Origin of the sequence: Streptomyces lancefieldiae (genome assembly GCF_031845825.1) — a bacterium.
Lineage (GTDB): Bacteria > Actinomycetota > Actinomycetes > Streptomycetales > Streptomycetaceae > Streptomyces > Streptomyces lancefieldiae.
This window is the reverse complement of record NZ_JAVRFH010000011.1, coordinates 214,688-239,176: the sequence shown is the minus strand read 5'-3', so window position 1 is coordinate 239,176 and position 24,489 is coordinate 214,688. Positions and strand designations below refer to the sequence as shown.

At 72.3% G+C, this 24,489-nt stretch carries 22 protein-coding genes and 2 pseudogenes; 19 read left to right on the top strand and 5 right to left on the bottom strand.

Going from position 1 to position 24,489, the window contains the following annotated elements:
• Positions 1 to 118 precede the first annotated feature (118 nt).
• Entirely contained in the window at positions 119 to 1,921 is a 1,803-nt protein-coding gene (locus RM812_RS14505) for a glycoside hydrolase family 15 protein (protein WP_311572935.1), read from the bottom strand.
• Positions 1,922 to 2,448: 527 nt separating this feature from the next.
• Between RM812_RS14505 and RM812_RS14500 the strand changes: the two genes are divergently transcribed.
• From RM812_RS14500 to RM812_RS14445, 12 genes and pseudogenes are all read left to right on the top strand, one after another.
• Entirely contained in the window at positions 2,449 to 4,116 is a 1,668-nt protein-coding gene (locus RM812_RS14500) for a CTP synthase (RefSeq protein ID WP_311572925.1), read from the top strand.
• A gap of 85 nt (positions 4,117 to 4,201) precedes the next feature.
• Complete coding sequence (locus RM812_RS14495; RefSeq protein WP_311572924.1) at positions 4,202 to 4,837, top strand: NUDIX hydrolase; 636 nt, start codon at positions 4,202 to 4,204, stop codon at positions 4,835 to 4,837.
• 160 nt (positions 4,838 to 4,997) lie between these two features.
• Complete coding sequence (locus tag RM812_RS14490) at positions 4,998 to 7,025, top strand: tetratricopeptide repeat protein (protein ID WP_311572923.1); 2,028 nt, start codon at positions 4,998 to 5,000, stop codon at positions 7,023 to 7,025.
• Between the two features lie 132 nt (positions 7,026 to 7,157).
• On the top strand, positions 7,158 to 8,282 hold the full coding sequence (ald, locus tag RM812_RS14485; protein WP_311572922.1) for an alanine dehydrogenase: 1,125 nt from the start codon (positions 7,158 to 7,160) through the stop codon (positions 8,280 to 8,282).
• Between the two features lie 457 nt (positions 8,283 to 8,739).
• Positions 8,740 to 9,870, top strand: a complete 1,131-nt coding sequence (locus RM812_RS14480) for a ParA family protein (RefSeq protein ID WP_311572921.1) — start codon at positions 8,740 to 8,742, stop codon at positions 9,868 to 9,870.
• Positions 9,855 to 10,421, top strand: coding sequence for a hypothetical protein (locus RM812_RS14475; protein ID WP_311572920.1), 567 nt, complete (start codon positions 9,855 to 9,857; stop codon positions 10,419 to 10,421). Before RM812_RS14480 ends, RM812_RS14475 begins: the two co-directional genes overlap by 16 nt.
• Positions 10,422 to 10,439: 18 nt before the next feature.
• Entirely contained in the window at positions 10,440 to 11,792 is a 1,353-nt protein-coding gene (locus RM812_RS14470; protein WP_311572919.1) for a segregation and condensation protein A, read from the top strand.
• Positions 11,789 to 12,442 (top strand): SMC-Scp complex subunit ScpB, encoded by a 654-nt coding sequence (gene scpB / locus RM812_RS14465; protein WP_311572918.1) that lies wholly within the window; start codon positions 11,789 to 11,791, stop codon positions 12,440 to 12,442. Before RM812_RS14470 ends, scpB begins: the two co-directional genes overlap by 4 nt.
• Positions 12,442 to 13,557, top strand: a complete 1,116-nt coding sequence (locus tag RM812_RS14460; RefSeq protein ID WP_311572917.1) for a pseudouridine synthase — start codon at positions 12,442 to 12,444, stop codon at positions 13,555 to 13,557. Before scpB ends, RM812_RS14460 begins: the two co-directional genes overlap by 1 nt.
• A gap of 71 nt (positions 13,558 to 13,628) precedes the next feature.
• A complete protein-coding gene (locus tag RM812_RS14455) occupies positions 13,629 to 14,348 on the top strand; it encodes an NUDIX hydrolase (protein ID WP_311572916.1) in 720 nt (239 codons plus the stop codon).
• Positions 14,345 to 15,367 carry an ADP-ribosylglycohydrolase family protein gene (locus RM812_RS14450; protein WP_311572915.1) on the top strand — a complete coding sequence of 341 codons (1,023 nt, stop codon included), beginning with the start codon at positions 14,345 to 14,347 and terminating at the stop codon, positions 15,365 to 15,367. Before RM812_RS14455 ends, RM812_RS14450 begins: the two co-directional genes overlap by 4 nt.
• 147 nt (positions 15,368 to 15,514) lie before the next feature.
• Positions 15,515 to 15,694, top strand: a pseudogene (locus RM812_RS14445) (nucleotidyltransferase domain-containing protein); the annotation flags it as partial.
• On the opposite strand, the gene RM812_RS14440 reads toward RM812_RS14445, so the two are convergent.
• Positions 15,620 to 16,363 (bottom strand): nucleotidyltransferase domain-containing protein, encoded by a 744-nt coding sequence (locus tag RM812_RS14440; RefSeq protein WP_311572914.1) that lies wholly within the window; start codon positions 16,361 to 16,363, stop codon positions 15,620 to 15,622. The pseudogene RM812_RS14445 and the gene RM812_RS14440 sit on opposite strands and share 75 nt — an antisense overlap.
• Before the next feature lie 21 nt (positions 16,364 to 16,384).
• Positions 16,385 to 16,813 carry a Rieske (2Fe-2S) protein gene (locus RM812_RS14435; RefSeq protein WP_311572913.1) on the bottom strand — a complete coding sequence of 143 codons (429 nt, stop codon included), beginning with the start codon at positions 16,811 to 16,813 and terminating at the stop codon, positions 16,385 to 16,387.
• A gap of 153 nt (positions 16,814 to 16,966) precedes the next feature.
• On the opposite strand from RM812_RS14435, the gene aroH reads away from it, so the two are divergent.
• The 5 genes from aroH (at position 16,967) to der (ending at position 21,441) form a co-directional block, all read left to right on the top strand.
• Entirely contained in the window at positions 16,967 to 17,329 is a 363-nt protein-coding gene (gene aroH, locus RM812_RS14430) for a chorismate mutase (RefSeq protein WP_311572912.1), read from the top strand.
• Entirely contained in the window at positions 17,326 to 18,411 is a 1,086-nt protein-coding gene (locus RM812_RS14425) for a prephenate dehydrogenase (protein ID WP_311572911.1), read from the top strand. Before aroH ends, RM812_RS14425 begins: the two co-directional genes overlap by 4 nt.
• Before the next feature lie 122 nt (positions 18,412 to 18,533).
• Positions 18,534 to 19,229 (top strand): (d)CMP kinase, encoded by a 696-nt coding sequence (cmk, locus tag RM812_RS14420; protein ID WP_311572910.1) that lies wholly within the window; start codon positions 18,534 to 18,536, stop codon positions 19,227 to 19,229.
• A 71-nt stretch (positions 19,230 to 19,300) separates the two neighbouring features.
• Positions 19,301 to 19,903, top strand: coding sequence for a lysophospholipid acyltransferase family protein (locus RM812_RS14415; RefSeq protein WP_311572934.1), 603 nt, complete (start codon positions 19,301 to 19,303; stop codon positions 19,901 to 19,903).
• Between the two features lie 59 nt (positions 19,904 to 19,962).
• Positions 19,963 to 21,441 carry a ribosome biogenesis GTPase Der gene (der, locus tag RM812_RS14410; RefSeq protein WP_311572909.1) on the top strand — a complete coding sequence of 493 codons (1,479 nt, stop codon included), beginning with the start codon at positions 19,963 to 19,965 and terminating at the stop codon, positions 21,439 to 21,441.
• Between the two features lie 83 nt (positions 21,442 to 21,524).
• On the opposite strand, the gene RM812_RS14405 is transcribed toward der, so the two are convergent.
• Together RM812_RS14405 and RM812_RS14400 are read right to left on the bottom strand one after the other, a co-directional pair.
• Complete coding sequence (locus RM812_RS14405) at positions 21,525 to 21,806, bottom strand: hypothetical protein (RefSeq protein WP_311572908.1); 282 nt, start codon at positions 21,804 to 21,806, stop codon at positions 21,525 to 21,527.
• Between the two features lie 74 nt (positions 21,807 to 21,880).
• Entirely contained in the window at positions 21,881 to 22,669 is a 789-nt protein-coding gene (locus RM812_RS14400; RefSeq protein ID WP_311572907.1) for a hypothetical protein, read from the bottom strand.
• A 76-nt stretch (positions 22,670 to 22,745) separates the two neighbouring features.
• Here RM812_RS14400 and RM812_RS14395 point away from each other — a divergent pair, with 76 nt between their 5' ends.
• Both RM812_RS14395 and RM812_RS14390 read left to right on the top strand, forming a co-directional pair.
• Positions 22,746 to 22,946 carry a hypothetical protein gene (locus RM812_RS14395; RefSeq protein ID WP_311572906.1) on the top strand — a complete coding sequence of 67 codons (201 nt, stop codon included), beginning with the start codon at positions 22,746 to 22,748 and terminating at the stop codon, positions 22,944 to 22,946.
• 458 nt (positions 22,947 to 23,404) lie between these two features.
• A pseudogene (locus RM812_RS14390) lies at positions 23,405 to 24,367 on the top strand (helix-turn-helix transcriptional regulator); the annotation flags it as partial.
• Between the last annotated feature and the right edge of the window lie 122 nt (positions 24,368 to 24,489).

Here is a 24,489-nt window from a genome sequence, read left to right as displayed (position 1 = left end):
CCCTCTCGCCGCACCGGCCGAAAGCCCAAGTACATCCAGTACGAGGGCTTCCGGCCGGCACGCCGAGAGCACGCACCGGACGCCGCTCCTTCACGGGCGAACGTTGCCTGCCGCGGCACTAGCCGCCGTACGCTCCCGAAGCGGTCAGCCTCAGGGCCGTGTCGATCAGGGGCACGTGGCTGAAGGCCTGCGGGAAGTTGCCGACCTGGCGCTGGAGGCGCGGGTCCCACTCCTCCGCCAGGAGGCCGAGGTCGTTGCGCAGGGACAGCAGCTTCTCGAAGAGCTTCCTCGCCTCGTCCACCCGGCCGATCATCGCCAGGTCGTCGGCCATCCAGAAGGAGCAGGCCAGGAAGGCGCCCTCGTCACCGGGCAGACCGTCGACGCCCTCGCTGCCGCCCTCCGTGGGATAGCGCAGGATGAAGCCGTCCGACGTGGACAGCTCGCGCTGGATCGCCTCGATGGTGCCGATGACCCGCTTGTCGTCCGGCGGCAGGAAGCCCATCTGCGGGATCAGCAGCAGCGAGGCGTCCAGTTCCCGGGAGCCGTAGGACTGCGTGAAGGTGTTGCGTTCCTTGTCGTAGCCCTTCTCGCACACGTCCCGGTGGATGTCGTCGCGCAGCTGCTTCCAGCGCTCCAGCGGGCCGTCGGCGTCGCCGGACTCGATCAGCTTGATGGTGCGGTCGACGGCGACCCAGGCCATCACCTTGGAGTGCACGAAGTGGCGGCGCGGGCCGCGCACCTCCCAGATGCCCTCGTCCGGCTCCTGCCAGTGGTCCTCCAGGTAGCGGATCAGCTTGAGCTGGAGCACCGAGGCGTAGTCGTTGCGGGCCAGCCCCGTCATGTGGCCCAGGTGCAGGGCCTCGGTCACCTCGCCGTAGACGTCCAGCTGGAGCTGGTGGGCGGCGCCGTTGCCGACCCGGACCGGCGCGGAGTTCTCGTAGCCGGGCAGCCAGTCCAGCTCCGCCTCGCCGAGCTCGCGCTCACCGGCGATGCCGTACATGATCTGCAGGTTCTCGGGGTCGCCGGCGACCGCCCGCAGCAGCCACTCGCGCCAGGCGCGGGCCTCCTCGCGGTAGCCGGTGCGCAGCAGCGAGGACAGGGTGATCGCCGCGTCGCGCAGCCAGGTGTAGCGGTAGTCCCAGTTGCGGACTCCGCCGATGTCCTCCGGCAGGGAGGTGGTGGGCGCGGCGACGATGCCGCCGGTGGGGGCGTACGTCAGGGCCTTCAGCGTGATCAGGGAGCGGACCACGGCCTCCCGGTAGGGGCCGTGGTACGTGCAGTGCTCGACCCACTCGCGCCAGAAGTCCTCCGTCGCCTCCAGGGACTGCTCCGGCTCCGGCAGCCCCGGCGGCTCCTTGTGCGAGGGCTCCCACGAGATGGTGAACGCGATCCGTTCACCCGGAGCGACCGTGAAGTCCGCGTACGTGGTGAGCGCCTTGCCGTAGGTCTCGGCCTCTGTGTCGAACCACACGGAGTCGGGGCCGGCGACGGCCACCGTGCGTCCCTCGTGCTTGTGCACCCACGGGACCACCCGTCCGTAGCTGAACCGCATCCGCAACTCCGAGCGCATCGGCACCCGGCCGGTGACGCCCTCCACGATCCGGATGAGCTGCGGCGCGCCGTCGCGCGGCGGCATGAAGTCGATCACCCGGACCGTGCCGCGCGGGGTGTCCCACTCGGACTCCAGGATCAGCGAGTCGCCGCGGTAGGTCCGCCGGGTCGCGGTGGGTGGCTCGGCGCCGGGCGCGTAGGCGGGTCCGAGCCGCCAGAAGCCGTGTTCCCCGGTGCCCAGCAGACCGGCGAAGATGGCATGCGAGTCGAAGCGGGGCAGGCACAGCCAGTCGACTGTGCCGTCCCGGCAGACCAGGGCAGCGGTCTGCATGTCTCCGATGAGTGCGTAGTCTTCGATGCGCCCGGCCACGTGCAACTCCAGTCGAACGGCCACGTCACCCCGCGTGGGGGCGGTCGCTAGTGCGGTCAAGGGTGTGTCATGCGTCGTTGAGTCATGAAGCAAAGCAGCCGCCCGGCCGTGAAGCCAAACGCTGTGCCGCAAACGACAATTGTTGCTCAACGAACTGACGAGCTCTCGTTGTTCCGGCGTTGACTGGCGGGGGTGGTGCCGTGTGGCCGGGCGGGCTCGGCAGCGAACGTCCGAGCAGGATACGACGCACGTAGATGATCTGTGTGCCGCTCCGGACAACGCGGGTCCGCCGAACGGGTGAGCGTCGGGTGAGGAAACGGTGAGCCCCGCGTCTCGTGTTCGAACGTGCGCGGAGGGTGGCCGGAAGCCATCGCCCCGAGGCGCTGATACGCTGGTAGCCCGTGGACCGGTGGGAGACAAACCCCGGAACCGCAGCGACGGCGCCGCCGACGAGAACCCGGGAAGACCGGGTCGAGCGACGAGCGCACCGCACCCCAGACCGCGACCACGGGAGCCCCCTCTTGGCCATGCCGCCCACTGTTTTTCGAAACAGCACAGCCTCGACGACCAAGCACATCTTCGTCACCGGGGGTGTCGCCTCCTCGCTCGGCAAGGGGCTGACCGCCTCCAGCCTCGGCATGCTGCTCAAGGCACGGGGTCTGCGCGTCGTGATGCAGAAGCTCGACCCGTACCTCAATGTCGACCCTGGCACGATGAACCCCTTCCAGCACGGTGAGGTCTTCGTCACCAACGACGGCGCCGAGACCGACCTGGACATCGGACACTACGAGCGTTTCCTCGACCGTGACCTGGATGGCTCCGCCAATGTCACTACAGGCCAGGTCTACTCGTCGGTGATCGCCAAGGAGCGGCGCGGCGAGTACCTGGGCGACACCGTCCAGGTCATCCCGCACATCACCAACGAGATCAAGCACCGGATCCGCCGCATGGCGACGGACGAGGTGGACGTCGTCATCACCGAGGTCGGCGGCACGGTCGGCGACATCGAGTCGCTGCCGTTCCTGGAGACCGTCCGCCAGGTCCGGCACGAGGTCGGGCGTGACAACGTCTTCGTGGTGCACATCTCGCTCCTGCCCTACATCGGCCCCTCCGGCGAGCTGAAGACGAAGCCGACCCAGCACTCGGTCGCGGCGCTGCGCAACATCGGTATCCAGCCGGACGCCATCGTGCTGCGCTGCGACCGCGAGGTGCCGACCGCGATCAAGCGCAAGATCTCCCTGATGTGCGACGTCGACGAGGCCGCCGTGGTGGCCTGCCCCGACGCCCGCTCGATCTACGACATCCCCAAGGTCGTCCACACCGAGGGCCTGGACGCCTACGTGGTCCGCAAGCTGGACCTGCCGTTCCGCGACGTGGACTGGACGACCTGGGACGACCTGCTCGACCGCGTGCACAACCCCGAGCACGAGATCGTCATGGCGCTGGTCGGCAAGTACATCGACCTGCCCGACGCCTACCTGTCGGTCACCGAGGCGCTGCGCGCGGGTGGCTTCGCCAACCGGGCCCGCGTGAAGATCAAGTGGGTCACGTCCGACGACTGCAAGACCCCGGCCGGCGCCAAGGCGCAGCTCGGCGACGTCGACGCGATCTGCATCCCGGGCGGCTTCGGCGACCGCGGCGTGCTCGGCAAGGTCGGCGCGATCCGCTACGCCCGCGAGAACAAGATCCCGCTGCTCGGCCTGTGCCTGGGCCTGCAGTGCATCGTGGTCGAGGCCGCGCGCAACCTGGCCGGCATCACCGACGCCAACTCCACCGAGTTCGACCCGGCCACCGCCCACCCGGTGATCTCCACCATGGCCGAGCAGCTGGACATCGTGGCCGGCGAGGGCGACATGGGCGGCACGATGCGGCTCGGCATGTACCCGGCCAAGCTGGCCGAGGGCTCCATCGTGCGCGAGGTCTACGACGGCAAGGAGTACATCGAGGAGCGGCACCGCCACCGCTACGAGGTGAACAACGCCTACCGCGCGGAGCTGGAGAAGAAGGCGGGCATCGTCTTCTCGGGCACCTCCCCGGACGGCAAGCTCGTGGAGTACGTCGAGTACCCCCGCGAGGTGCACCCCTACCTGGTCGCCACGCAGGCGCACCCGGAGCTGCGCTCGCGCCCGACCCGCCCGCACCCGCTCTTCGCCGGGCTGGTCAAGGCCGCGGTCGAGCGGAAGACGTCGAAGTAACACACCAGTTGTACGGTGGCCGGGGCGCGCGCATCCAACGGCGCGGGCCCCGGCTTTCGCGTACGTCTGGAAGGACGGGTCAGGCATGACGGGCAGCACGATCAAGGACACCCCCGAGGAGTGGGAGATCCGGGGTACCCAGACGCCCTTCCGGGGCAAGAAGACCTCCGTCCGCACGGACGACGTGGTCATGCCGGACGGCTCCGTGGTGACCCGCGACTACCAGGTCCACCCCGGCTCCGTGGCCGTCCTCGCCCTGGACGGCGAGGGTCGGGTGCTGGTCGTCCGCCAGTACCGGCACCCCGTGCGCGAGAAGCTGTGGGAGATCCCGGCCGGTCTGCTCGACGTCCCCGGCGAGAACCCGCTGCACGCCGCGCAGCGCGAGCTCTACGAGGAGGCGCACGTCAAGGCCGAGGACTGGCGGGTGCTGACCGACGTCTACACCACCCCCGGCGGCTGCGACGAGGCCGTGCGGATCTTCCTCGCCCGGAATCTGTCCGAGGTCGAGGGCGACCGCTTCGAGGTCGAGGACGAAGAGGCCGACATGGAGCTCGCGCGGGTGCCCGTCGCGGACCTGGTCCGGGGCGTGCTCGCGGGTGAGCTGCACAACAACTGCCTGGTCGTGGGCGTGCTCTCCCTGGTCGCGGCCGAGCAGGGCGACGGGCTCGACGCACTCCGTCCGGCCCAGGCACCGTGGCCGGCGCGTCCGTTCGAGGTCTGAGCCCCCGGGATCCCTCGCGGTGTGACCATCGGCTGATCCGATTGAGGGATGTGTCCGCCGCGCTCCGCCGGGGACGTAGCAGAGCGTGAACTAGGCTCGGGAACGCCCGAACCGGGGTTCCGGCGGGCGCCGGTGTGCGGTGGGATCGGGAGTGTGGCCCGTGACGTATCAGGCGGTGGACACGGACGGCGTACGGCTGTCGGACGACCCTGCCGACGAGAGTCGGTTCCTGGGCCGCACCCGGGAGCTGAAGGAGCTGCGCGCCGACATCGAGCGTGCGGGCCTGGACACCCTCTCCGGCCGCAAGGCCCCCCGCGCCCGCGTGCTGCTCATCGCGGGCCGGCCCGGTTCCGGTCGCACCGCGCTCGCCGAGGAGCTGGTCGCCCAGGTCGCCGACCGTTACCCCGACGGCGTGCTGCGGGCCCGGCTGAGCGAGCCGGACGGTACCCGGGTGCCCGTCGCACGCCTCGCCCGGGAACTGCTCACCGAGCTGGACCGCCCCACCCCGCCGGGGGCCGGCGAGGACGACCTCACCGAGGCCCTGCGCACCGCCCTCGCCGACCGCCGGGTCCTGCTCCTGCTCGACGACGCCGCCGACGCCGAGCAGGTCGACGCCCTGCTGCCGGACACCCCGGACTGCCTGGTCGTCGCCGTCGCCGAGGGCCCGCTGACCGGCATCGCGGACGTCCGCCCGTGCACGCTGGGGGGCCTCGACACCAAGTCGGCCCTGGAACTGCTGGCCCGGCACACCGGCCCGGTCCGCATCACCGTCGATCCCCGGGCCGCCGAGCACCTGGTCGAGGTCTGCCAGGCCCAGCCCGCGGCCCTGACCCTGGCCGGCGGCTGGCTCGAGGCCCGCCCCCAGGCCGCCGTCGCCGACCTCGTCAAGCACCTGCGCACGGAGGGCGACGAGGGCACCGCGCTCAGCCGGGTCCTCCGCCTCGCCCACGCCTCGCTGCCCGGCCACGCCGCCCGGACACTGCGTCTGCTCTCGCTCGCCCCGGCCGGCCTGGTCGACCCGCACACCGCCTCCGCGCTCGCCGGCTGCTCGGTGAACGGCGCCCGCACCACCCTGGACGACTTCGTGGCCCTCGGCGTGCTGCGCGCCGTCGACTCCCCGCTGCCCGAGTACGAGGTCCCCGGCTGCCTGCACGCCCAGCTGAGGGCCCTCGCCGAGACCCATGAGCGGCCCGCCGAGCTCCAGCTCGCCCGCGCCCGCATGCTGGAGCGGACGGTACGCCTGCTCCAGTCGTGCCGCGCGGTCACCGAGACCGACAGCCCGCAGGCTCGCGAGAAGCTCCTCGGCATGCCGCGCGCCCTGCGCTTCCCCAGTCCGAGGGCCGCCGCCGACTGGCTGAGCGTCCGCCGTCCCGCCCTGCTGGCCGCGGCCCGCCTCGCGGTCGCCGACGGGGAGCTGGACACCCTCGCCCGGAGACTGATGTCCCAGTTGGTGCGGGCCATGGTGGCCCACGTCGGCACCCAGGCGGCGGCACCCGACCTGTACGGCATCCACCGCCTCGTCCTCGACGTGGCCGAGCGGCGCGCGCTGCCCCGCGAGAAGGCGGCGGCCCTGCTGAACCTGGCCGACCTCGACGCCCGCACGGGCCGCACCGCCGAGGCCCTGGTGCGCTACCGGGCCGCACTGGACGCCGGGCGCGAGGCGAACGACCCGTACGCGACCGCCCGCGCGATGGAATCCGTAGGCGGCGCCCACCTGGAGCTCGGGGACTACGACCGGGCCGCCGACTGGTTCGGCCGGGCCCTCGCCCAGCGGCTCGCCCGCGACGAGCGTGCCGACGCCGCCCGGATCTACGGCCGTATCGCCACCGCCCACACCTACGCCGGCCGCTACGGGGAGGCGCTGCGGGGCTGGCGCGCGGCGGTCGCCGGGTACCGCAAGGCCGGCGATGTGCCCGCACACGCGCGGGCGTTGAGCGAGCTGGCCCGCGTCCAGGAGTACGCCGGACGTCCTGAGGAGTCGCTGCGCACCTGCCAGGAGGCCGTCGAGTGGGCCCGCCGGGCCGAGGACGTACGGCTCCAGGCCGCGCTGCATCTGCGGCTGGCCGACACCCTCGATCGGCTGGGCGATCCCACGGCGGCCGGCCTGCAACGGGGCGTGGCTGATCAGATGCTGAGGGAAGAGTCCGTCGAAGCCTGCGAAATCCGCAGCGCTTCGTCTGGAGATTGATGCTTTGAAAGGCTGGACAGCGGGAACACCTTCATTAGACTGGCTCTGCCGCACGTTCTTGCGGTCTCTCCCGGTGTGCCCACCCATGGGTGGGTATGCCTTGTAATAGCCCCATCCACTGAGCCAAGGACCGTGATCCACGTGAAGGTCGGCATTCCCCGCGAGGTCAAGAACAACGAGTTCCGGGTGGCCATCACCCCCGCCGGCGTGCACGAGCTGGTGCGCCACGGTCACCAGGTCGTCGTCGAGCGTGACGCCGGCGTCGGCTCCTCGATCCCCAACGACGAGTACATCGCGGCCGGCGCGCGGATACTCGACACCGCCGACGAGGTCTGGGCCGCCGCCGACCTGGTGCTGAAGGTCAAGGAGCCCGTCGCGGAGGAGTACCACCGCCTCCGCAAGGACCAGACGCTCTTCACCTACCTGCACCTGGCGGCCTCCAAGGAGTGCACGGACGCGCTCATCGAGGCCGGCACCACCGCGATCGCCTACGAGACGGTCGAGCTGCCGAACCGTGCGCTGCCGCTGCTCGCCCCGATGTCCGAGGTCGCGGGCCGGCTGGCCCCGCAGGTCGGTGCGTACCACCTGATGGCCGCCAACGGTGGCCGCGGTGTGCTGCCGGGCGGCGTCCCTGGCGTGCTGGCCGGTAAGGCCGTCGTCATCGGAGGTGGGGTCTCCGGCTGGAACGCCGCGCAGATCGCCATCGGCATGGGCTTCCACGTGACCCTGCTCGACAAGGACATCAACAAGCTCAAGGAAGCCGACAAGGTCTTCGGCACCAAGATCCAGACCGTCGTGTCCAACGCCTTCGAGCTGGAGAAGGCCTGCCTGGAGGCCGACCTCGTCATCGGCGCCGTCCTGATCCCGGGCGCCAAGGCCCCGAAGCTGGTCACCAACGAGCTGGTGGCCCGGATGAAGCCCGGAAGTGTTCTTGTCGACATCGCGATCGACCAGGGCGGCTGCTTCGAGGACTCCCACCCGACCACGCACGCCGAGTCGACCTTCCCGGTCCACAACTCGGTCTTCTACTGCGTCGCCAACATGCCCGGCGCGGTGCCGAACACCTCCACCTACGCACTGACCAACGCCACGCTGCCGTACATCGTGGAGCTGGCCGACCGCGGCTGGGTCGAGGCGCTGCGCCGCGACCCCGCGCTGGCCAAGGGCCTCAACACGCATGACGGCAAGGTCGTTTACCGGGAGGTCGCCGAGGCGCACGGCCTGGAGCACGTCGAGTTGGCCTCGCTGCTCGCCTGAGTCCGCGCACGGGCCGCCGGCGGCTGTCGGCGGCCCCGTGACGGCCGTCGGTGACCGGTAAGTCGGTTAAGTCATCAACCGGCAAAGGCGATACGTCAACAGGCGCCGTCAACCCCACACACCCGGCCGGACCTTGCCCGACAAGGTCCGGCCGGGTGTGTGTATGGTCACTTTGCGATTCTCGGCCAACTCGCCTCGAACGTAACGCTTCAACCGATTCGCGCACCGGTGAAACCTGCTGTGCGACGGCCGTACGCCCTTGACAGGGGGATGTTTCATTGCCGACACATCGGGCCGGGTCCGGCGGATTGTGTTGCTGCGGACGGCCGACACGCCATAGAGTCGCCGAACGTCGGCATGGTGCCACGCTGACCTGTCTAGAAGTTTCCTGGTCACCAAGGAGGTAAGACGACTTGTGAATGAGTCGACATTTACTCCCGGGGGTGTTCAACCAGGAATGCCTGCACGGGCCCACGGCCCCGGGCGTCTCGAGGCTGTCGGCTCCGTCGCTGTACGCACCTTCGCAGCCGCCCACCAGAGTCCGCAGGCAACTCGGACAGCACACATGAGTATGGATGGCCAACACGTGAACGCCATGGCCGGCGACGGAAGTGGCGCGCCCCGCAACCACTTCGCCGACTACGACGAACTGCCCGAGGGGCACTTCTACGACCCGGACGCGGAGTACGAGCCCGATCCCGAGTACGCCGCCACGCTCGCGCCCGACGCGGCCCGCCAGCGCCGTGAGCGCATCGGTCCGACCGGACGCCCGTTGCCGTACTTCCCGATCCCGGGCCCGCTGACCGATCACGGCCCCGCGAAGATCATCGCGATGTGCAACCAGAAGGGCGGCGTCGGCAAGACCACGTCGACCATCAACCTGGGTGCCGCGCTCGCCGAGTACGGGCGCCGGGTGCTGCTCGTCGACTTCGACCCGCAGGGCGCGCTGTCGGTCGGACTCGGCGTCAACCCGATGGAGCTCGACCTCACCGTCTACAACCTGCTCATGGAGCGGGGCATGGCGGCCGACGAGGTGCTGCTGAAGACGGCGGTCCCCAACATGGACCTGCTGCCCAGCAACATCGACCTGTCGGCGGCCGAGGTGCAGCTGGTGAGCGAGGTCGCGCGCGAGTCCACGCTGCAGCGGGCGCTGAAGCCGCTGATGGACGACTACGACTACATCGTGATCGACTGCCAGCCCTCGCTCGGCCTGCTCACGGTCAACGCCCTGACCGCCGCACACAAGGTGATCGTGCCGCTGGAGTGCGAGTTCTTCGCCCTGCGCGGTGTGGCGCTGCTCACCGAGACCATCGAGAAGGTCCAGGAGCGGCTCAACCCCGACCTGGAGCTCGACGGCATCCTCGCCACGATGTACGACTCGCGCACGGTGCACAGCCGTGAGGTGCTCGCGCGTGTCGTCGAGGCGTTCGACGACCACGTCTACCACACGGTCATCGGGCGCACGGTCCGCTTCCCGGAGACCACGGTCGCCGGTGAGCCGATCACCACGTACGCCTCCAACTCCGTCGGTGCCGCCGCCTACCGCCAGCTCGCCAGGGAGGTGCTCGCCCGGTGTCACGCCGAGTGAGTCTGCCGGGGGCCGACGAACTCTTCCGCACGACAGGGGGAACGGCACTCCAGGCGTCCACCCCGCGGCGACCGGCGGGCGGCGAGGTCCGGGTGCCGGCGCCGGCGGGGGAGAGCGACCAGGTGGCCGCCGAGGACGCGCCGCAGTCCGTGCCCGCGCAGGGCGGTGACGGCGAGGGCGCGGAGCACACCGCGGCGGACGCGGAACCGGGCTCGGCGGGCGAGCCGCGCAGCCGGGGCGCGGAGCGCTCCGCCCGGGGTTCCGGGCCGGGCATGGGCGCGCAGGAGGATTCCGCCGCCCAGCCCCGCAAGCGAGGCCGGGCCGCCGCACGCCGGCCCAGCGGCCGCGAGCGCCACGACGAGAAGATCACCGTGTACGTCTCCGCCGAGGAGCTCATGGACCTGGAGCACGCCCGCCTGGTGCTCCGGGGCGAGCACGGACTGGCCGTCGACCGCGGCCGCATCGTCCGCGAGGCGGTCGCCGTGGTCCTCGCCGACCTCGAGACCCGTGGGGATGCCAGCATCCTCGTACGACGGCTGCGCGGGCGGTAGCGGTAGCCTGCGGGGGCCATGACCTCGAACGACGCCCCCCGCCCCGGTGCCCGCGCCGGCCGTCGGCGTGCGCTGGGGAGAGGCCCGGGGGAGCGGGTGGCTCCGCCGGTGGCGCCGATCTCCGACACCCCGGACGCGTCCGAGGTGCCCGAGGAGTCGCCGTCCGGCGCCGAGCCCCGCGGGTCCGCGGTCGCGCGGGCGACATCCGGGACGCACCCGGACATCACGGTTTCGACGGCATCGCCGCACGGTGACACGACCTCTGCGGCGGCCTCCCACGCGGTGGCCGAGCCGGACGCGGGGTGCGCCGCCCGGGAGGCCGGGGCGCGGGGAGAGGCGGAGACCGAGGCGAGCCCTCGGCCCTCTCGGCCCAGGACCGCGCCGCAGGCGCCCGACCTCGCGTTGGAGGCCGGCGGGGTGGCGCACGGGTCCGCGGGGCGCGAGAACCCGCCCCAGGGCGCTCCGGGGCCCGGCAGCGCGGCGGACGGGGCCCATGAGCGGGCGGGGTGCGCGTCCTTGGCACCGGGAGGCGGGCCCGAGGACCCGGTGGACGCGCCGGGCGACGGCGTCTTCACGGTGCGGCTCGCCAACTTCGAGGGGCCCTTCGACCTGCTCCTCCAGTTGATCTCCAAGCACAAGATGGACGTCACCGAGGTCGCCCTGTCCAAGGTGACCGACGAGTTCATGGCGCACATCAGGGCGATGGGGCCGGACTGGGACCTCGACGAGACGACCGAGTTCCTGGTCGTGGCGGCGACGCTGCTCGACCTGAAGGCGGCCCGGCTGCTGCCCGCCGCCGAGGTGGAGGACGAGGCCGACCTGGCGCTGCTGGAGGCCCGTGACCTGCTGTTCGCGCGGCTGCTCCAGTACCGCGCGTACAAGCGGATCGCCGAGATCTTCAACGAGCGGCTCGACGCCGAGGCGCGCCGCTACCCCCGTACCGTCGGCCTGGAGCCCCACCACGCCGAGCTGCTGCCCGAGGTCGTCATCAGCATCGGGCCGGAGGGCTTCGCCGGACTCGCCGTGAAGGCGATGCAGCCCAAGCCCAGGCCGCAGGTCTACGTCGAGCACATCCACGCGCCCCTGGTCAGCGTGCAGGAGCAGGCGGGGATCGTCGTCGCCCGGCTGCGGGAGCTGGGCGAGGCCAGCTTCCGGGCCCTGGTCGAGGACACCGAGGACACGCTGACCGTCGTCGCCCGCTTCCTGGCCCTGCTGGAGCTGTACCGCGAGAAGGCCGTCGAGCTGGACCAGGAGACCGCGCTCGGCGATCTGCTGGTCCGCTGGACCGGCGGGGACGCGGACGCCGAGCCCGTGGTGACCGACGAGTTCGACCGGCCGCCCGAGGAACCCGAGGAGGAGCAGAAGGCGTGAGTGACGAGACCACACAGGCACCGGGCGGGCCGGGTGCCGTCGCCGGCCTCGACCTCAAGCCCGCCCTCGAAGCCGTGCTCATGGTCGTGGACGAACCAGCGACCGAGGAGCACCTCGCCCGGATACTCCAGCGACCCCGGCGGCAGATCGCGGACGCGCTGCGTGAGCTGGCCGACGAGTACACCGTCCAGGGCCGCGGCTTCGAGCTGCGCCTGATCGCGGGCGGCTGGCGCTTCTACACCCGCCCCGAGTACGCCGCGGCCGTCGAGGGCTTCGTCCTGGACGGCCAGCACGCCCGCCTCACCCAGGCCGCGCTGGAGACCCTGGCGGTGGTCGCCTACCGCCAGCCGGTCAGCCGCAGCCGCGTCTCGGCGGTCCGGGGCGTGAACTGCGACGGCGTGATGCGCACCCTCCTGCAGCGGGGTCTGGTGGAGGAGGCGGGCACGGAACCCGAAACAGGTGCGATCCTGTACGTGACGACGAACTACTTCCTGGAGCGGATGGGCCTGCGCGGTCTGGACGAGCTCCCGGAGCTCGCGCCCTTCCTCCCGGAGGCGGCGGCGATCGAGGCCGAGACGCTGGAAGGGGTCCCGTCGTTCGATCCGGACGCCCCGGATTCCGAGGACGCAGACGACAAGACGGAACTTTGATGCGAAGCAGCAGCGGCAGGAACAGCAGCGGAAACAACGGCGGGAGCCGTGGTGGCAACAGCGGCGGCCGCGGCGGGAGCAGCGGTGGTCGCGGTAACTACCGCGGCGCCGGCAACACCCGCGACGACAAGCAGGGCGGCCGTCCCAAGAGGCCGCGCCCCGAGGAGCGGCGCTACGACGTGGGTCCCGGCGCCACCCAGGAGGGTCCCAAGTCGGGCCGCGGCCCCTCGGCCCGCGGAGGGGCCAAGGGCGGGCCGAAGAAGCCCCTGCAGCGGGGGCGTTCGGTCCCGGCCACGTCCCGCGAGTACGAGGCACGGGCAGAGGAGCGCAACCGGGAGCGGTACGCGGGCAAGAAGGACGTCAAGCTGCCCAAGACCTTCCCGGGCGCCGAGCAGGAGGGCGAGCGGCTGCAGAAGGTCCTCGCGCGCGCGGGCTACGGCTCCCGGCGCTCCTGCGAGGAGCTGATCGAGCAGGCGCGCGTCGAGGTCAACGGCGAGATCGTGCTGGAGCAGGGCAAGCGGGTCGACCCGGAGAAGGACGAGGTCAAGGTCGACGGCCTGACCGTCGCGACACAGTCGTACCAGTTCTTCTCGCTCAACAAGCCCGCCGGTGTGGTCTCCACCATGGAGGACCCCGAGGGGCGCCAGTGCCTCGGTGACTACGTCACCAACCGTGAGACGCGTCTCTTCCACGTCGGCCGGCTCGACACCGAGACCGAGGGCGTCATCCTCCTCACCAACCACGGCGAGCTGGCGCACCGCCTGACCCACCCCCGCTACGGCGTGAAGAAGACCTACCTCGCGCACATCGTGGGTCCGATCCCGCGCGACCTCGGCAAGCGCCTGAAGGACGGCATCCAGCTGGAGGACGGCTACGCGCGCGCGGACCACTTCCGGGTCGTGGAGCAGACCGGCAAGAACTACCTCGTCGAGGTCACCCTCCACGAGGGCCGCAAGCACATCGTCCGCCGGATGCTGGCGGAGGCGGGCTTCCCCGTCGACAAGCTGGTGCGCACCGCCTTCGGTCCGATCACGCTGGGCGACCAGAAGTCGGGCTGGCTGCGCCGGCTGTCCAACACGGAGGTCGGGATGCTGATGCAGGAGGTCGAGCTCTAGGACTCCGGAGGGTTGTGACCGGCGGCCACCCCCTTTTATAGTCTGAGTGACTATTAAGGGGGTGGCCGCCCGTGCTCGGCTACGACAAGCACGCCTTCGAGCCCTTCGCCGTCACCGTCGATCTCGCCGTCCTCACGCTCCGCGCGGGCGCGCTGCACGTGCTGCTCGTCGAGCGGGGGCAGGAGCCGTACGCCGGCCGCTGGGCGCTGCCCGGCGGCTTTCTGCTGCCCGAGGAGTCGGCGGAGCGGGCGGCCCGCCGGGAGCTGGCCGAGGAGACCGGCCTGGCGGATGTCACCGGGCTGCACCTGGAGCAGCTGCGGACCTACAGCGAGCCCGGCCGGGACCCCCGGATGCGGGTCGTGTCCGTCGCGTTCACGGCGCTGCTGCCCGACCCTCCCGAGCCGCACGCGGGCACCGACGCGGCCGAGGCCCGCTGGGTCCCGTACGACAAGGCCCAGGGCCTCGCCTTCGACCACGACCGGATCCTGGCCGACGCCCGGGAACGCGTCGGCGCCAAGCTCGAGTACAGCTGCCTGGCCACCGCCTTCTGCCCGGCCGAGTTCACGCTCGGTGAGCTCCAGCAGGTCTACGAGACGGTGTGGGGGACCGCGCTGGACCGGCCCAACTTCCGCCGCAAGGTCCTCGCCACCCCGGGCTTCGTCGAAGCGGTCCCCGGCGCCGCCCGTCTGACCGGGGGCCGCGGCAAACCGGCCGCGCTCTACCGCGCCGGCCCGGCCACCGCCCTGCACCCGCCCCTGCTCCGCACCCCTCGGGAAGGACGCCCCGCATGACCACGACCACCGTCACCAAACGCGCCGCCACCGGGGCGCTCACCGGACTCGCCCTCGGGGACGCGCTCGGCTTCCCCACCGAGTTCAACGACGTCCCGTCGATCCTCGCCAAGTGCGGCCCCTGGCGGGAGATGGCGCTGCCCCGGCCCGCGATCGTCACCGACGACACCCAGATGACGCTGGCGCTGGGGAAGGGGCTGCGGACGGCCATGGGGCGCGGAGTACTCGCGCCGGAGGCGATGGCCGGGCCCGTGCGGCAGGAGTTCATCGCCTGGAACCGGTCGCCGGAGAACAACCGGGCCCCGGGCAACACCTGCCTCACGGCCTGCGGCCTCCTGGAGCGACCGGACCGCCCCTGGCAGGACGCCAGTCAGGTCCACTCCAAGGGCTGTGGCGCCAACATGCGCGTCGCGCCGATAGGACTCGTCCCCGGCCTCAGCGACGAACAGCGCGCGGGCGCAGCCCAGTTGCAGTCCGCGCTCACCCACGGGCACCCGACCGCGCTCGCCGCCTCCGACCTCACCGCGCACGCCGTCCGCCTGCTCGCCCGGGGCGCCGAGCCGACCGGGCTGGTCGGACTGCTGCGGTCGTACGCCTACGACAACCGCACCCGCTACCACGAGCGCTGGCTCGGCGACCTGTGGACCCGCGCCCAGGACCCCACGCCCGAGCAGTTCATCGCGCGCGGCTGGGACGAGTGCCTGGCGGTCCTCGACCGCCTCCAGCGGGCGGTGCGCACCGTCTCGCCGGAGACCGACCCGTGCCTGGCCGTGGGCCAGGGCTGGATCGCCGAGGAGGCCATGGCGGCCGGCCTGCTCTGCTTCCTGCTCTTCGTCGACGAGCCGCTGACGGCCCTGCGCCGCGGTGCCTGCACCTCGGGCGACTCCGACTCCATCGCCTGCCTCGCGGGCGCCTTCGCGGGCGCGTACCTGGGCGCCGACGCCTGGCCGGCCGAGTGGGCCGACCGCATCGAGTACCGGGCCGACCTGCTGGCCCTGGGAGCGCTCTGGGACGCTTGATCCCGCGATCCACCATGCCCTGGACGACCCGCGCAGGTTCGTACGGCTTTCGTGCGGCCGGTGCTCCGGTGCGACGGCTGTGTCCTGGAGCAGTTGCTGTCACCCGGGGGTGGGAGCCGCTCACCGGCATCCGCCTGATGCGTGCCGTCCGCCAAGGCCGAGCGCGAGCACGGCGGCGCCGGTGTCGACCACGGGCGCGTGCGCGCCGACGTGGAGCGGCTGCACGGGGCGCTGGACGAGGCGCGGGCCGCGTCAGTCCTGCCCGACGCGCCCACCGCCCACGACGCCCTGCACGACCTCGTCGTACGGATCCGGCTGGAGGGCTGAGGCGCGGCGGGCGCGGACCAGGAAGTCCTCGACGCGGCGCCGGTCCGGCTCCGCGGGCAGCGGACTGCGCCGGGCGGCCTCCTCGCCCTCCCGGGCCAGGCGGGACATCCGGGACTCCACCTCCGGCCAGGGCACCTCGCCGCGCTTCACGGCGAGCAGCGACTCGCGCCGGTCGCCCACGTCGATGGTGAGCGTGCCCGTGCGCAGCAGGTCACGGGCGCTGGTCAGCAGCCGCAGCAGGTGCATCGCGTGCTTCCAGCGCGGGGCGCCGTGGGTGCGCACGTCGGCGTCCAGCTTGCGGCGCTGACCGAGGGCGTAGCGGGTGAACGTCTCGTGGGCGCGGCGGGAGAGGAACGCCCCGCGCAGGGCGAGCAGTTCACGGCCCGTGTCGTCGGCGTACTCCACGAGCGGGGAGTGCAGGCACTCCAGGATGTTCGGGTTGGCCCGCAGGGCCAGCTCGCAGAAGCGCTCGAGCTCCCAGCTGAACTGCTCCTCGGCCGGCCCCTCCAGGTGCGTCGGCGGCTTCTCGAAGCGCCAGAACAGGGGGGTGGGCGCGAGGAACACACCCCGGCGGTCGGTGTCGCTGCCCTCCGTGGCCAGACCGAAGGCGCGCGAGCCCATGACACAGGCGTAGATCGTGTGGTCACGTACCAGGGTCTCGGGGCGCATGCCGGGAGCGTACGTCGGCCGTCAGGCCAGGTGGACCGAGTTTCCCCGCACCGTGATCCGCTTCGCGGGCAGCGGCTCGGTCGCCGGTCCCTGCTCCACCGACCCGTCGGCGACGCTGAACCGGCTGTTGTGGCAGGCGCAGTCGATGGTGCCGTCGCGCACGTCCGACACGATGCAGCCCTGGTGGGGGCAGACCGCCGAGAAGGCCTTGAAGTCGCCCTGCTCCGGCTGGGTCACCACGATCTTCTGGTCCGTGAAGATCTTTCCGCCGCCCACCGGGATGTCGTGCGTCGACGCCAGCTCCGGCCCGGGGGCGGTCCCGGCCACGGCCCGGGAGGAGCCGCCGTCGGCACTGCCGTCGCCGTCACCGTCGCCGCTGCCACAGCCGACCGCGAGCGCGACCGCGCCCGTCGAGAGGAGGGCCGTACGGCGCGTGGGGCTGTGGTTCATGTGGTCACTCCGAGAGGGGCACGGGAGGAGATGCCGACAGCGGTCAGTGTCTCAGGAGGCGGGCGCCGCGCACCGGTCCCACGCGGGCTGACTACGCTGGACGGACCAAGCGCCGATACGCAGGTCGGTACAACGTCAGCAAGGAGCATCGCCGTGGCGGTACGAGCGGTCCGGGGCGCCGTCCAACTGGAGCGGGACGAGGCCGGACACATGGACGAGCAGGTCGCGGCGCTGCTGACCGCCGTCCTGGAGCGCAACGGCCTCACCCATGACGACCTCATCAGCATCTGGTTCACGGCCACGCCCGACCTGCACAGCGACTTCCCGGCCGCCGCGGCCCGGAGGATCGGTATCACCGACGTACCGCTGATCTGCGCCCAGGAGCTGGACATAGAGGGCGCCATGCCGCGCGTCGTCCGGGTCCTCGCCCACGTCGAGTCCGACCGGCCCCGCGCCGAGATCGCCCACGTCTACCTCGGCGCCGCCGCGGCCCTGCGCAAGGACATCGCCCAGTGAGAACCGCACTCGTCATCGGCACCGGCCTCATCGGCACCTCGGCCGCCCTCGCCCTGACCCGGCGGGGCGTCACCGTCCATCTCGCCGACCACGACCCCGAGCAGGCCCGTACGGCCGCCGCGCTGGGCGCCGGCACCGCCGAAGTGCCGGACGGGCCGGTCGACCTCGCGATCGTCGCCGCCCCGCCCGCCCTGGTGGCCGACGTGCTCGCCGAGGCCATGGGGCGCGGCGCCGCCCGCGGGTACATCGACGTCGCCAGCGTCAAGGGCGGTCCCCGGCGCGAGCTGGAGGCGCGGGGGCTCGACCTCTCGGCGTACATCGGCACGCACCCCATGTCCGGCCGGGAGAAGTCCGGCCCGCTGGCCGCCACCGGCGACCTCTTCGAGGGCCGCCCCTGGGTGCTGACCCCGACCCGGGACACCGACACCGAGGTGCTGAACCTCGCCCTGGAGCTGGTCTCGCACTGCCGCGCGGTGCCGGTGGTGATGGACGCGGACGCCCACGACCGCGCCGTGGCCCTCGTCTCCCACATGCCCCACCTGGTCTCGAGCATGGTCGCCGCGCGCCTGGAGCACGCCGAGGAGGCCGCCGTACGGCTGTGCGGGCAGGGCATCCGCGACGTGACCCGCATCGCCGCCTCCGACCCCCGGATGTGGATCGACATCCTCTCCGCGAACCCGGGACCGGTCGCCGACCTGCTCACCGACGTCGCCGCCGACCTGGAGGAGACGGTGCGGGCCCTGCGCGCGCTGCAGTCCTCCGACGAGGACAAGCGCCGCGAGGGCGGCACCGGCATCGCCGAGGTGCTGCGGCGGGGCAACGCGGGGCAGGTGCGGGTCCCGGGCAAGCACGGCAGCGCACCCCGGGTCTACGAGACCGTGGCCGTCCTCATCGACGACCAGCCCGGACAGCTGGCCCGCATCTTCGCGGACGCGGGACGGGCCGGCGTCAACGTCGAGGACGTGCGGATCGAGCACGCCACCGGGCAGCAGGCCGGTCTGGTGCAGCTGATGGTGGAGCCGAAGGCCGCCGCCGTGCTGACGGCGGCCCTGAAGGAACGGGGCTGGGCGATCCGGCAGTGAGGCGCCGGGCCGCGCGGGGTCATGCGCCTGTCGGAGGGGCCTCGCGGACCCAGTAACCTTGTGCGGGACGCGCTCGCGTCCCGCACACCACTCACCGCACCGCACCAGGAAGGTGTCCCCTCGTGGAAAACGGCGCCGCCCCGACCGCCCCGGCCGTGATTGTCGCCATCGACGGCCCCTCCGGCACGGGCAAGTCGAGCACGTCGAAGGCCGTCGCCGCGCAGCTCGGCCTGAGCTACCTGGACACCGGCGCCCAGTACCGGGCGATCACGTGGTGGATGGTGAACAACGGCATCGACATAGCCGACCCGCACGCCGTCGCCGCCGCGGCCGGCAAGCCCGAGATCGTCTCCGGCACCGACCCGGCGGGCCCGACCATCACGGTCGACGGCGTGGACGTGGCCGGCCCGATCCGCACCCAGGAGGTCACCTCCAAGGTCAGCGCGGTCAGCGCCGTCCCCGAGGTGCGGGCCCGGATCACCGAGCTGCAGCGCACCATCGCCGCCGCCGCTCCGCTCGGCATCGTCGTCGAGGGCCGCGACATCGGTACGACCGTGCTGCCGGACGCAGACCTGAAGATCTTCCTCACCGCCTCGGCGGAGGCCCGCGCCGCCCGCCGCAGCGGCGAGCTCAAGGGCGCCGACGTCAACGTCACGCGCGAGGCCCTGATCAAGCGGGACGCGGCCGACTCCAGCCGCAAGACCTCGCCGCTGGCCAAGGCGGACGACGCGGTCGAGGTGGACACCACCGACCTCACCCTTGCGCAGGTCATCGAGTGCGTCGTCACCCTCGTCGAGGAGAAGCGGGCGGGGAAGTGACCGCGGCCTCCACACCGCCCGTCGCCTCCGAGAGGGGCGCCGAGGTCGGGCGGCGCATCGGCGTCGGACTCATGTACGGGCTGTGGAAGCCGCGCGTGCTGGGTGCCTGGCGGGTGCCCGCGAGCGGCCCGGTGATCTACGCCGTCAACCACTCGCACAACATCGACGGCCCGATGGTCATGGGCGTGGCGCCCCGGCCGACCCACTTCCTGATCAAGAAGGAGGCGTTCGTCGGCCCGCTCGGACGGTTCCTGACCGGCATCGGCCAGCTGGAGGTGGACCGCCACTCCACCGACCGCACGGCCATCGCCCGGGCCCTGGGCGTCCTGGAGAACGGCGGCGTGCTGGGCATCTTCCCGGAGGGCACGCGGGGCGAGGGCGACTTCGCCTCGCTGCGCGCCGGGCTCGCCTACTTCGCGGTGCGCGCCGGCGCCCCGATCGTCCCGGTGGCGGTGCTGGGAAGTTCCGACCGGCCCGGACGGTTGATAAAGGGGCTGCCTCCGCTGCGCTCCCGCGTCGACGTCGTCTTCGGCGACCCCTTCGACGCGGGCGACGGCAGCGGACGGCGGACCCGCAGGGCGCTGGACGAGGCGACCGAACGCATCCAGAAGCAGCTCACCGCGCACCTGGAAAACGCCAGGCGGCTCACCGGCCGCCGGGCGACACCCGAGTAGTGGATCACCCGGTACAGGGGTGCACCACCGATCACCACGATGAACGAGGTACGGACTTCATGAACGACCACATCCACTCCGAGGGCGCGGGCGAGGAGCACGACCACGGGGCGCTTGGCGACGCCGAATACGCGGCGTTCATGGAGCTCGCCGCGGACGAGGGCTTCGACGTCGAGGAGGTCGAGGGCGCGATCGAGGAGGCCGGGCACGGCCCCCTGCCCGTCCTCGCCGTCGTCGGCCGCCCCAATGTCGGCAAGTCGACCCTGGTGAACCGGATCATCGGCCGCCGTGAGGCCGTCGTCGAGGACAAGCCCGGCGTCACCCGCGACCGCGTCACCTACGAGGCCGAGTGGGCGGGTCGCCGCTTCAAGGTCGTCGACACCGGCGGCTGGGAGCAGGACGTCCTCGGCATCGACGCCTCCGTGGCCGCGCAGGCCGAGTACGCGATCGAGGCCGCCGACGCGGTCGTCTTCGTCGTGGACGCCAAGGTCGGCGCCACCGACACCGACGAGGCGGTCGTACGGCTGCTGCGCAAGGCCGGCAAGCCCGTCGTGCTGTGCGCCAACAAGGTGGACGGCCCGAGCGGGGAGGCCGACGCGGCCTACCTGTGGTCCCTGGGGCTGGGCGAGCCGCACCCGGTCTCCGCGCTGCACGGCCGCGGCACCGGCGACATGCTGGACCGGGTCCTGGAGGCCCTGCCCGAGGCCCCCGCGCAGACCTTCGGCACCGCCGTCGGCGGCCCGCGCCGCATCGCCCTGATCGGCCGGCCCAACGTCGGCAAGTCCTCGCTGCTGAACAAGGTGGCGGGCGAGGAGCGCGTCGTCGTCAACGAACTGGCCGGCACCACCCGCGACCCGGTCGACGAGCTGATCGAACTGGGCGGCGTGACCTGGAAGTTCGTCGACACGGCGGGCATCCGCAAGCGCGTCCACCTCCAGCAGGGCGCCGACTACTACGCCTCGCTGCGCACCGCCGCGGCCGTCGAGAAGGCCGAGGTCGCCGTCGTCCTCATCGACGCCTCCGAGTCGATCTCGGTGCAGGACCAGCGGATCGTCACCATGGCCGTCGAGGCGGGACGCGCGATCGTCGTCGCCTACAACAAGTGGGACACCCTCGACGAGGAGCGCCGCTACTACCTGGAGCGGGAGATCGAGACCGAGCTCGGCCAGGTGGCGTGGGCTCCGCGGGTCAACGTCTCGGCGACGACCGGCCGGCACATGGAGAAGCTGGTCCCGGCCATCGAGACGGCCCTGGCCGGCTGGGAGACCCGCGTCCCGACGGGCCGGCTGAACGCCTTCCTCGGCGAGCTGGTCGCCGCCCACCCGCACCCGGTGCGGGGCGGCAAGCAGCCGCGCATCCTGTTCGGCACGCAGGCGGGCACCAAGCCCCCGCGGTTCGTGCTCTTCGCCTCCGGTTTCATCGAGGCGGGCTACCGGCGCTTCATCGAGCGCCGACTGCGCGAGGAGTTCGGCTTCGAGGGGACGCCGATCCACATCTCGGTGCGGGTGCGCGAGAAGCGCGGAGCGAAGAAGAAGTAGCGGTCACAGCGACGAGAGCGGTCACAGCGACGAGAGAGGGCGACCCCGGCCGGGGTCGCCCTCTCTCGTCGCTCGGACGGCGGTCAGGCACCCGAGCGCGGGGCCGGTGGCAGCGCCGCCGGGACGTGCTGCGTGTTGACGCGCTGCCACACCGACTGCTGGCCGTGGCGGGCGCCCGCGCTGTAGGCGCTGTACGAGCCTCTACTGCGCGGGATGCTCCGGAAGGCGGTGAACCCCAGCTCCTCCTCGCCGCTGCGATCGCCCGGCAGCGATCGGAAGGACCTGACGTACTCGGCGCAGAGCGCGTCGTAGATCGGCGTGGCCGAGGGGCCGCCGTAGCGGTGGAAGGCGTCGTATGCGTGCACGTATGTCCAAACGACCTCGCGCGGGAAGGGATGCGGCCAGGGCAGCGGCCGTTGCGGCCTCGCACCGAGGGCGCTCACGTCCCCGCCAGCGGGAGTGCCGCCGCGACCAGCTGCCCGTTCGCCGCCGCCCGGTCCAGCGCGTCCCGCAGGAGGTCCTCGCGCGGCTGCCGCCCGATCGTCCCGACGGGCGCCGCGTACAGCAGCACCTGCTGGTACTTGTTGGCCGCCGCACGCCAGCCCTCGGTGACCTGGAGGGGCTGGTGCGCCTGCCACCAGGCCACCGGCCGGCCGCCTTCCCCACCCGGCTGGAGCACCGCGTGCAGCTGCCCCATCGCGAGCAGTACCGACCAGCCGTGCAGTACGGTCGGCGCGGTGGACAGCTCGGTGACCGGCAGGAAGCCCTGTTCGATGAGCAGCGGCAGGAAGTCGTCGCCGGCGCCGGCCGCGCCCGGCCGCGCGATGGGGGCGGTCGGTTCCACCACGAGGGCCGGGCGCAGCTCCCCGGCGATCAGGACCAGGCCGCTGGTGACGCCGAGCACGGCCTGCTCGGGCGCGGCGGCCCTCTCGGGCTCCGGGGAGCGGGCGTTGTCGGCGCTGATGGACCTCACGGCGCCCTGGAGCTGTTCCTCGGTGACCTTGACCACCTGCGAGGGCAGACAGCCGGCGTGGGCGAAGGCGAGGACGGCGGTCTCTTCGCCGATGAAGAGAACGGTGCTGGTGCGCTCCTGCTCGCAGTCGCCCGGGGTGCGGCAGGACGTGCAGTCGTAGGTGCCCGGGGCGGACTCCCCGGCGAGCAGGCGGTCGGCTTCTTCGTCGCCGATCTCGGCGCGTACGTCGTCGCTGACGTCGAGCATGCGCGGCACGGGTGGCTCCCTCGGGATGCGGTGCGCGGCCGGACCGGGTGGCTCCCGGCCCGTGGTCCGGGTGGGTCCCCGGCTCATGCAGAAGACAACGGGCGATCTGAGGCGGGAGTCACGCCCCACGGCCGACCGAATCGAACCATCCGGCGCGTACGCCCCGCTGTCGGCCGTGATCGCCCGGGAGTCGTCAAATGCCGTGCGGGGCAAGGGCGTTGTCTGGGTGAAGCGGGTCATGAACCGCCACGCCGGTTGGTCGACAAATCAGGAAATCAGCGAATGAAGTGGGTGGCCGGAAATGGCCGATGCCGAGGTCGAACCGGCCCGGCCCGGCCCGGAAGGGTGGGCCGGTGCCGCCGCGCCCTGACGGCCGTGATCGCATCGCAATCGGACACGGGCAACCAGAAGGCGCAGTTCCGGGTCTGACCGGACGAGGAGATACCCAGGGAGGAACCGCACCGCATGACGCCGCCGACCACACCGGCCGCCCCGCTGCGCGCCGACTGCATCGGTGACTCCGCGGGCGGTCTGACCTTCGACGTCGCCGCGCCCGGGGACATCGCGGCGGCCCTCCCGTCCTCACCTGGCCACGCGCGCGCGTGCGGACGTCGCACGGGCCCGTGGAGGCCGGCCCGTACTACATCCGGGACAACGACCTGTCGGTGTCCGTCACCGCGCTGACCGCCTGACCCCCTGTCCCGCGGACAGTACCTGTCCGCAACCACTGGCAGACTCGGCGCCATGCTCGAGACCTCGGCACGACTGCTGCGCCTGCTCTCCCTCCTCCAGGCCCACCGCGAGTGGTCCGGCACCGATCTGGCCGACCGCCTCGGCGTCTCCCCGCGCACCGTGCGCCGGGACGTGGAGCGCCTGCGCGAGCTGGGCTACCCCGTCAACGCCAGCCCCGGCACCGGTGGCGGTTACCAGCTCGGCGCCGGCGCCGAACTGCCCCCGCTGCTGCTGGACGACGACGAGGCCGTCGCCGTCGCCGTCGGGCTGCGCACGTCCGCCGGACAGGGCATCGAGGGCATCGGTGAGACCTCCGTACGCGCCCTCGCCAAGCTGGAGCAGGTGCTGCCGAACCGGCTCCGCCGCCGCGTGGGCGCCCTCAACGCCTTCACCGTGCCGATGCTGCGCGGGCCCCAGCCGTCCGCCGTCGACCCGGGCGTCCTGACCGAGCTGGCCCACCTGTGCCGGGACGGCGAGCGGCTGCGCTTCGCGTACCGGGGCCATGACGGCTGCGAGTCGCGCCGCACCGTCGAGCCGTACCGTCTGGTGTGCTCCGAGCGCCGCTGGTACCTGGTCGCCTTCGACCTCGACCGCGCGGACTGGCGCACGTTCCGGGTGGACCGCGTCACGCCGACGCCGCCGCACGGCCCCCGCTTCGCCCCGCGCGAGCCGCCCGCCGAGGACCTGGCGGCCTACGTCTCCGAGGGTGTCTCCACCCGCGCGTACGCCGCGCACGCGCGGGTGCGGCTGCTGGTGCCCCTGGAGGAGGCCGCCGAGCAGATCACGCCCACCGCCGGGGTCCTGGAGGCGGAGGGCCCGCAGAGCTGTGTCCTGCGCACCGGCGCCGGGAGCCTGGACGTCATGGTGGTGCACGTGATGATGCTGGGCTTCGACTTCGAGGTGCTGGAGCCGGCCGCGCTGACGGAGACGATCAGGGCGGCCCGCGACCGGCTCACCCGCGCGCTGTCCCGGGCCGAGGAGCGGGTGACGGGCGCGGGGAACCTGTGAGCGAACGATGTGTTCCCTGTACCGCCCGACTGGTTTCCGCAAGTCCGTTCGGAGTCCGTTCGGAGTCCGTTTGTGGTCGTTTCGGATTC